Annotated in this window: 7 protein-coding genes; 2 read left to right on the plus strand and 5 right to left on the minus strand. The window is 69.6% G+C overall.

Going from position 1 to position 8,771, the window contains the following annotated elements; all coding sequences use genetic code 11:
• Together Q0716_RS08715 and alr are read right to left on the minus strand one after the other, a co-directional pair.
• A partial coding sequence (locus Q0716_RS08715; RefSeq protein ID WP_299022131.1) for a biotin/lipoyl-binding protein occupies positions 1-443 on the minus strand: 443 nt, incomplete at its 3' end.
• Between the two features lie 55 nt (positions 444-498).
• Positions 499-1,665 carry an alanine racemase gene (gene alr / locus Q0716_RS08720; RefSeq protein WP_299022133.1) on the minus strand — a complete coding sequence of 389 codons (1,167 nt, stop codon included), beginning with the start codon at positions 1,663-1,665 and terminating at the stop codon, positions 499-501.
• Positions 1,666-1,747: 82 nt separating this feature from the next.
• On the opposite strand from alr, the gene lplT reads away from it, so the two are divergent.
• The gene (gene lplT, locus Q0716_RS08725) at positions 1,748-3,028 is read left to right on the plus strand and encodes a lysophospholipid transporter LplT (RefSeq protein WP_299022146.1); all 1,281 of its coding nucleotides are present in this window, start codon (positions 1,748-1,750) and stop codon (positions 3,026-3,028) included.
• 27 nt (positions 3,029-3,055) lie between these two features.
• On the opposite strand, the gene Q0716_RS08730 is transcribed toward lplT, so the two are convergent.
• Entirely contained in the window at positions 3,056-4,942 is a 1,887-nt protein-coding gene (locus Q0716_RS08730; protein WP_299022135.1) for a diguanylate cyclase, read from the minus strand.
• Between the two features lie 241 nt (positions 4,943-5,183).
• On the opposite strand from Q0716_RS08730, the gene Q0716_RS08735 reads away from it, so the two are divergent.
• Positions 5,184-6,134, plus strand: a complete 951-nt coding sequence (locus Q0716_RS08735; RefSeq protein ID WP_299022138.1) for a tripartite tricarboxylate transporter substrate-binding protein — start codon at positions 5,184-5,186, stop codon at positions 6,132-6,134.
• Here the strand turns inward: Q0716_RS08735 and glcF are convergent, their stop codons facing one another.
• On the minus strand, positions 6,135-7,391 hold the full coding sequence (glcF, locus tag Q0716_RS08740) for a glycolate oxidase subunit GlcF (RefSeq protein WP_299022141.1): 1,257 nt from the start codon (positions 7,389-7,391) through the stop codon (positions 6,135-6,137).
• 2 nt (positions 7,392-7,393) lie between these two features.
• Positions 7,394-8,548 carry a glycolate oxidase subunit GlcE gene (glcE, locus tag Q0716_RS08745; RefSeq protein ID WP_299022144.1) on the minus strand — a complete coding sequence of 385 codons (1,155 nt, stop codon included), beginning with the start codon at positions 8,546-8,548 and terminating at the stop codon, positions 7,394-7,396.
• Positions 8,549-8,771 lie beyond the last annotated feature (223 nt).

Consider the following 8,771-nt stretch of genomic DNA (forward strand, 5'->3'; position numbering starts at 1 on the left):
GCTGCCTGTGACACGAACCCCTGCGCCCGCAGCTCGCGCGTGCGCTTCAGGTGGGCGTCGGCGTTGCGCGCCTCGGCCTCGGCCTGCTGCACCGCGGCCTGTGCGCGCTGCACGCCCGCACTGGTTTCGCGGTCGTCGATCACGGCCAGCACCTGCCCGGCGCGCACCCGGTCACCGGCCTTGACAGGCAGCTGCACGATGCGGCCGGCGGCCTGCGCCGCCAGCGTGCTTTGCTGCACCGCCTGCAGCGTGCCGTCCAGCACCAACCCCTGCGCCACGGGCTGACGGCTGACGGTTTGCACGTCGACCCGCGGGCCCTCGGCGGCCCAGGCGGCAGGCAGTGCGGCGGACAGTGCCACGGCGGCAGTGGCCAGCCAGTGGCGGCGCCCCAATGGTCGCGGGGCGGTGGTGTCGGCACGGAGGGGCGGACGCGGCATGGACATGGACGGACTCCTCATGCCGATCAGTATACCAAGATACCCCAGGGAGTACAAGTGGCTATCCATCGCCGTCCACGCGCACCGGCACACGCGCGGCCAGTGCACACAACAGTTCGTAGGCGATGGTACCCGCGGCGCGCGCTACCTCGTCGACGGCCAGCACGGGCCCGTGCACGCTGCGCCCCCACAGCACCACTTCGTCGCCCAGCTGGCACGGGCCGCCGGCGGCTTCGACCGGGGTGAGGTCAACCGCCAGCATGTCCATGCTGACGCGCCCCACCAGCCGCGTGCGCACGCCGCGCACCAGCACCGGGGCGCCGTGGTCTTGGCCGTGGCTGGCGTGGCGGGGATACCCATCCGCGTATCCGCAGGCCACGATCCCCACCCGCATGTCGCGGGGGGCCGTGTAGGTCGAGCCGTAGCCCACGGTTTCCCCGGCGCGCACGTCCTGGATGGCGATCAGGCGGCTGGTCAGCGTCAGGGTGGGCTGCAAATCCCAGTGGGCAGTGTCGTGATGGGGGTGGTCCGGTGCGCTGCCGTACAGGGCGATGCCCGCGCGTACCCAATCGGCAGCCAAGGCCAGGGTGTCGTTCGGCCCCAGCAGCCGCGCCGACTGCGCATGGCGCAGCAGCGCGGCGCTGTTGCACAGGCTGCGCTCGCCGGGCAGGTCGGCCGTGGCGCGCACGAACGCCTCGACCTGATGCGCGATCCCCTCGCGCCCCCAGCGCAGGCCATCGGCGTCGCTGAAGTGCGTCATGAGGCTCACCTCGTCGACCTGCGGCAGCGCTTGCAACCGCGCCCAAGCGGCGCGAAACGCCTCGGGCCGAAAGCCGAGCCGGTTCATCCCCGAGTTCATTTTCAAAAAGACACGGTGGGGTTGGTGGGTTTTGTGCGCCCCCAGCCACTCGATTTGTTCCTCGCAATGCACCACGTGCCACAGGTTCAGTCGCGAGCAGACCTCGAGGTCGCGCGGCTCGAAACACCCTTCCAACAGCAGGACGGGGCCCCGCCAGCCGAGCGCGCGCAGGCGTTCGGCTTCGGCCAGGTCGAGCAGTGCAAACCCGTCGGCCGCGCGCAGGGCATGGAAGACGCGCTCGATGCCGTGCCCGTAGGCGTTGGCCTTGACCACGGCCCACAGGCGAGCCGATCCCGCTGCGGCGCGGCAACGCTGCAGGTTGTGGCGCAGGGCATCGAGATGGACGGTGGCGTGGATGGGACGGGGCATGGCAAGACGGCGTGCTATAAACGCGCGCACTTTCGCACAAAATGCGCCGCTGGCGCAGCGCCTACGATCCTCTTTCACCGGCATGAAGCGCGGCTTCTACACCATCATGACGGCGCAGTTTTGCAGCTCGTTGGCCGACAACGCGCTGTTCGTGGTGGCGGTCGAGCTACTGCGCAGCCGCGGCGCGCCCGAGTGGCAGGCGGCGGCGTTGGTGCCCATGTTCGCGCTGTTCTACGTGGTGCTGGCGCCGTTCGTCGGCGCCTTCGCCGACGCCCGCCCCAAAGGGCAGGTCATGTTCATCAGCAACGCGATCAAGGTGGTGGGCTGCTTGCTGATGCTCACCCCCGTGCACCCGCTGCTGGCCTACAGCTTGGTTGGGTTGGGGGCGGCGGCGTACTCTCCGGCCAAGTACGGCATCCTCACCGAGCTGCTGCCGCCGTCGCAGTTGGTCAAGGCCAACGGCTGGATCGAGGGGCTGACGATCGCCTCCATCATCCTGGGCGTGGTGCTGGGGGGGCAGCTCGTGGGGCCCACCGTCTCAGGCTGGTTGCGCGGGTTGGGCATCCCGTTGATCGGGCACACCGCCTCAGCACCCGAGGCGGCCATCATCGGGCTGGTTTTCGTGTATGCGCTGGCGGCCGCGTTCAACCTGCGCATCCCGCGTACCACGGCGCCGTTGCGCCATCTGCCGGCCAACCCATTGGCGTTGCTGGGCGACTTCTGGCGCTGCAACCTGCGCCTGTGGCGCGACCACTTGGGCCAGATCTCGCTGGCCACGACCACGCTGTTCTGGGGCGTGAGTGGCAACCTGCGCTACATCGTGCTGGCCTGGGCGGCGGCGGCGCTGGGCTATGGCACGACGCAGGCGTCGTCGCTGGTGGGGGTGGTGGCCATCGGCACCGCGTTGGGGGCCGTGGTGGCATCGCTGCGCATGCGGCTGGAGCATGCCCCGCGCGTCATGCCGCTGGGCATTGCGATGGGGGTGCTGGTGATCGCCATGAACGCCATTGACAACGTCTGGGTGGCTGCGCCGTTTCTGATGCTGCTGGGGGCGCTAGGGGGCTTTTTGGTGGTGCCGATGAACGCGCTGCTGCAACACCGCGGCCACAACCTGATGGGCGCGGGGCGCTCGATCGCGGTGCAAAACTTCAACGAACAGGCGTGCATCCTGGGCCTGGGCTTTCTGTACACCGCCGCTACCGGGGCGGGGGTGTCGGCGTTCGGCGCCATCGCGGCGTTCGGCGCCCTGGTGGCGTTGGTGATGTGGGGTATCCAGCTCTGGCATGCCACCAATCTGCGCCGCTATCCACACGAGTTGCAGCGGCTGTTCGAGATCGCGCGGCGCGACGATTTGCACGGTTGAGCATGCAATTCGACGCGCTGCCCGTGTTCAAACGGGCGCGCTCGAGTCCGCTTCGGTCGGTTGCTGCCAGGCCCAACGGTTGCGCCCGCCGCGTTTGGCCTCGTACAGGGCGCGGTCGGCGCGCTCGTAAAGCGTTTCGGGGGTATCGCACGTGGCACTCAGCGTGACCCCGATCGAAATGGTGACCCAGCGGCTTTCCGGATCGGGATGGGGCCAATGCTCTCGTTCGACCGCGGCCCGCAAGCGCTCGGCGATCTGGCGTGCGGCATCTTCGCTGCAATGGGGCAGCAGCACGGCGAATTCCTCGCCCCCGATACGGTACACCTGATCCGACTGCCGCTGCATTTGGTCGAGCAACACGCGCCCGAGCTGGCGCAGGGTCTCGTCGCCCTTCACGTGGCCGCCGAGGTCGTTGAGACGCTTGAAACGATCCAGGTCGAGCAGCAAAAAGCCCACCGGCAGGCCGCCCCGGTGCGTGCGGGCCAGCTCGTTGGCCAGGTCTTGGTCGAAGGAACGCCGGTTGCGCAGCCCCGTCAGCGCATCGTGTTGCGCGAGTGAGTGCAGCCGTTCGTTGGCCTCGGCCAGCTCCGCGGTGCGGCTGGCGACTTGGCGTTCGAGCCGGTCCGCTGCCGCCTGCGTCTCCTCCAGCAGCGCGTGCCGGGCGGCATCGCGTTCGCGTTTGAGCCGGTTGATGCGGTACGCCAGCGCAAACGCCAACAGCAGAAATTCCACCACCGAGCCAACGTTGATGGCGTGCAGCGCCAGCGGCGTCGTGTACAGGAGGTCGTGCCGGGTCAGGTAGTACACCGCGGCGCCGCCAAACAGCGCGGCGAGTGCGGCGATGTAAATCCATGCGACCCGTTCGCCCTGCCAGGCGATCCGAATGGCACTGGCAAAAAGCGTCAAAAACATGCCCAGGCTGATGACGTCGAGCGTGCCCAACACAGCGGCTTCGGGCCGCCAAGCGATCCAAGCGGCATAGGCCAAGGCCGCGGCAGCCAGCAGCGCCTGGACCCCGTACAGCCGGGGCGTGTATCGACGGATGTCCAACAAGCTCCACGAAAACGCGGCCATCGAGGCCCAGATACCTGCCGAGAAAACCACCAAGGCGACGTGGTTCCAAGTCACCGCTTGCGGCCAAAAGTACTGCAGCGCAAACCCGCGGTAGGTCAGGTTCCACACCAGTACACAGCCCAAAAACAGCGCGTACCAGCCAAAGCTGCGCTCGCGCGTGCCCAGATAAACCAATCCGTTGTAGAGCAGCAAAACGAGGATGGCGCCGTAGTATGCGCCGTAGAGCAACGTCTCGGTCAGCGCGGCGCGGGCGAAAGCGGGTGGCGTCCACAGTCGCCATGGCAGCGGCTGCAGCCCGCCGTCGAGTGCCTGCACCCGCACCAATAAATCTACGGTTTGGCCCGGCGTGACGGTCACCATCAATACCGGGTGGCGGTAGGCATACGTCCGGTTGTCGAAAGGACGGCGGTCCCCCGTGTGCACGCTGGCCACCGTGCCGCCCGAGGCACGATCGATGGCCCACAGATCGACCCAATCGATCAGCGGCTCGGCCACCTCCACCACCCGCGTGACGGGCTTGTCCCCGGTGTTGACGAGCACCGCATGCGCCCACCAGGCTTGGCGGTCGAAGCCGAACTGGAAAATGGGGTTGCCATCGGTCACGGGTGCCCATGGGTGCGGCTCACGCAGCGCCTGCAGCGGGGCCAGCGGTGGGCTGTCTGGTGGCTCGCGCAGCACCCGGCTGTGGGGGCGCAGCCAAACCGCCGCGCCGTCCATGGCAGCAACGTCCAGCGCCATGGGTTGCGCAGCCGCGGCGCCGGCGGCGGGCGTGAGGGTGGCCATGACGAGCAGACACAGACACCAAGCAGCGCCCCAAGCGGCCAGAGTGCGTCGTACCATGATCAGGGTCTTGAATGAGTGCTTCACGGGCCGACAGACCCATGCCTGCGATGGCTGCGTCGGTGCCCCTTTTTGATTGTCGGGCATGGTGGCGGCGCTGAAAACCCCTGCATTCGCGTCCGGGATGGACCGGGTGGAACGGGCGCAGCAGGAGCGCTACACTGGTCTGAACGGAACACATCGATGGAGACCCGGCATGCCAACCCTTTCCCCTTCGAGAAGCACCAATCGCCGTGTTTGGATGCAATGGGCTGCCGCCGCGCTGGCCGCCGGCGCGGTGCCCGCATGGGCCCAGTCGGCCTGGCCCAGTCGGCCTGTGCGTCTGTTGGTGGGTTTTCCGCCCGGCTCGTCACCCGACCTGACCGCGCGCACGCTCGCTGACCCCTTGGCGCAGGCGCTCGGCCAGCCGGTGGTGGTGGAAAACCGCCCCGGCGCGGGCGGCAACATCGCGGCCGAGCAAGTGGCCCGGGCCAGCGACGGCCACACGTTGGGGCTGATGATCAACGGCAATCTCACGATCGCCAAAATCCTCAACCCTGCGACACCCTACGATCCGCACCGGGACTTGGCGCCGGTGTCGCTGATCGGCACCGCGCCGCTCGTGCTGACCGCAGGCCAACGGCTGCCAGCCGATGCCGCCGCGCTGCTGGCTGCCGGGCGCGAGGCGGGCGACCGCTGGAACTACGGCAGCCCCGGCGTGGGCACGGTCGCGCACATCGGCATGGAGATGCTCAAGGCCGCAGCCGGCTGGCAGGCGGTGCATGTGCCGTACCCAGGCAACCCGCAGGTGGTCACCGCGATGACCCAGGGCGATGTGCAGGTGGCCCTGCTGCCGCCGGGCATTGCCATGCCGCAGGTGCAAGCCGGGCGGCTGCGCGCCGTGGGCGTGACGTCCGCGGGCCGCAGCACGCTCGCCCCGCAAGTGCCCAGCCTGGCGGAGGTGGGGTTGCGCGGCTTCGAGCTGGAAATCTGGAACGCGGTGGCGGCGCCTGCCTCGATGCCGGCGGCGCACATCCAGCGCGTGGCGTCGGCGCTGGTGCAGATCGTGCGTCAGCCCGACGTGCGGCAAAAACTCTTTGCCCAAGGATGGCAGGTGGCGGGCACCTCGCCCGAGGGGCTGGCGCACCGCATGCGCACCGATACCGCGCGCATGAAGGCGGTCATCGAGCGCGTGGGTATCCGCGCGGGGTGATCAGACGCGAGCGAGCCACTCGTCCACCAGCTCGACCCAGTGGCGCACCGGGGTGTCGGTGCCGCTTTGCAGGTGGGTGATGCAGCCGATGTTGGCCGAGACGATCACCTGCGGCGACTCGGCCTGCAAGTGGGTCAGCTTGCGGTCGCGTAGCTGCTGGCTTAGCCCGGGCTGCAGCACGCTGTAGGTGCCCGCCGAGCCGCAGCACAGGTGCGACTCCTGGCGCGCCAGGGTCACCGTGAACCCCAGCTCACCCAGATAGCGCTCGACGCCGCCACGCAGCTTTTGCCCGTGCTGCAGCGTGCAGGGCGGGTGAAAGACGACCCGGCGCGCGATTCCGTCGGGCAGCGTGTCGCCCAGCCGGGCTTTCCAGGCCGGTACCAGATCGGGCAGCAGCTCGCTCAGGTCGCGCGTCAGCTCGCTCACCCGGCGCGCCTTGTCGGCGTAGTCGGGGTCATGACGCAGCGCGTGCGCGTAGTCTTTGACCATCACGCCGCAGCCAGAGGCGTTCATCACGATCGCTTCCACCCCGGGACTGCCGTCGGTCGGTGCGATCCATGGCCACCACGCATCGATATTGGCGCGCATGTCGGCCAGCGCGCCGACCTGGTCGTCGAGGTGAAAGCGCAGCGCCCCGCAGCAGCCCGCCTTCGGCGCGATGAGGGTCTGGATGCCGGCCGCGTCCAGCACCCGTGCCGTGGCAGCATTGATCTGGGGCAGCATCGCGGGCTGCACGCAACCGGCCAACAGCAGCACACGCCGCGGGTGCGTCGTCGTGGGCCAGACGCCAGGGTCGCGCCGCTCGGGTACCTTGGCGCGCAGGGTCTCGGGCAGCAGGGCGCGCACACTTTGCCCTAACCGCATGGCGGGCGCAAACAGCGGCGACGTCAGGCCCTCGCGCAGCAGCCAGCGCACGGCGCGCTCACCCACGGGGCGCTCGACGCGCGTCTCCACCACCTTGCGGCCGATGTCGAGCAGGTGTCCGTATTCGACGCCGCTGGGGCAGGTGGTTTCGCAATTGCGGCAGGTCAGGCAGCGATCCAGGTGGCGCTGGGTGGCGCGCGTCGGTGGCGCACCTTCGAGCACCTGCTTGATCAGGTAGATGCGGCCACGCGGGCCGTCGAGCTCGTCGCCCAGCAGTTGGTAGGTGGGGCAGGTGGCGGTGCAAAAGCCGCAGTGCACGCAGCGGCGCAAGATCGCCTCGGCGGTCTGGCCATCGGGCGTGTCTCGAAATTCGGCAGCGAGTTGGGTCTGCATCCTCAGTATCCCCAGATGCCGGGCTGAAAAATCCGGTGCGGGTCGAACGCGGCGCGCACGCGCTGCTGCAGGGTGCGCAGCGTGGCCTCGGGCGGCGTGAAGCGCTCGTGCGCTTCGGGCTGCGCCGCGGGGGGGCGAAACAGCGTGGCGTGCCCACCGCCCTGGCGGGCCAGGGCGCGCAGCGCCTCGGCCGCCGACACCGGGGCCCAGACCCAGCGCTGGCCACCGAACCATTCGATCACGCTATCACCGGGCCAGGCCAGCATCGGTGTGGTGGGTGCGACGGACAGCCGCCACAGCCCGTGCTCGTCTGACGGCGGCTGGGCGAAGAAGTCCGACGTCTGTTCGCGCACGCTGTGCCACACAGTGGCTGCCGCGGCTGGCTCCAGGCGCTGGCCGCCGGTTTCGCGTAGCAGCCGCTCGCTGGCGGCCTCCACCGCCGCAGCGGCCCCGCGCAGCCGCAGCCACAGCGTGCCGCCGGCGTGGGGCGACCAGAGGCTGGCATTGAGCGGCAGGGGCTGGCTGCGCCAGTGCGCCAGGCGTTCCAGCGCGGCGTCGGCGGGCAGCGCCGCGCACAGGGTGGCCTCCCCCGCGGCCACCGGCAGCACCTTCAGCGACACCTCGGTGATGACGCCCAGCGTACCCAGGCTGCCGGCCAAGGCGCGGCTGACGTCGTAGCCCGCGACGTTCTTCATCACCTGACCGCCGAAGTGCAAGTCCTCGCCCCGGCCGTCGAGCAGGCGCACGCCCAGCACATAGTCGCGCACGGCGCCTACCGCGGCGCGTGCCGGGCCGGCCAGCCCCGCCGCCACCATGCCCCCCACGGTGGCGCTGGGTCCGAAGTGCGGGGGCTCGAACGGCAGGCACTGGCCGTGGCGGGCGAGCACGGCTTCCAGCTCGGCCAGAGGGGTGCCGCAGCGTGCGGTCACCACCAGCTCGGTCGGCTCATGGTTGACGATGCCGGCGTAGGCCTGGGTGTCGAGGACTTCGCATTCCGCGTCTAGGGGGTTGCCGTAAAACGCCTTGCTGCCACCGCCGCGGATGCGCAAGCGCGGTCCGCCGGCGGCCGCCGCGCGGATGCGCTCGGCCCATGCCTGCAGCAGGGCATCATCGCCGGCCGGCGTGTCGGCGCGTAAAAGGGGCTGGGATTCGACCATGGGGGCAATGGTAGCCCGCCCCGGCAGGCGCCGTGTGAAGAATTTGAATGATCGCTGTGAACGGCGACGGCGCGGCCCCTGCCGTTCAATCCCCGTACAGTGGGGCAGGCAGCCCGGGTGCGTCCAGCGGATGCGCGAGCACGGCACCGCTGTCGGGATACTGCGCCAACTCGTCCGCCGGGCGGTGCTGCCGGGCGGTGGTGACGAACAGCGTGCGCAGGCC

Source organism: uncultured Tepidimonas sp. (assembly GCF_938045175.1).
Lineage (GTDB): Bacteria > Pseudomonadota > Gammaproteobacteria > Burkholderiales > Burkholderiaceae_C > Tepidimonas.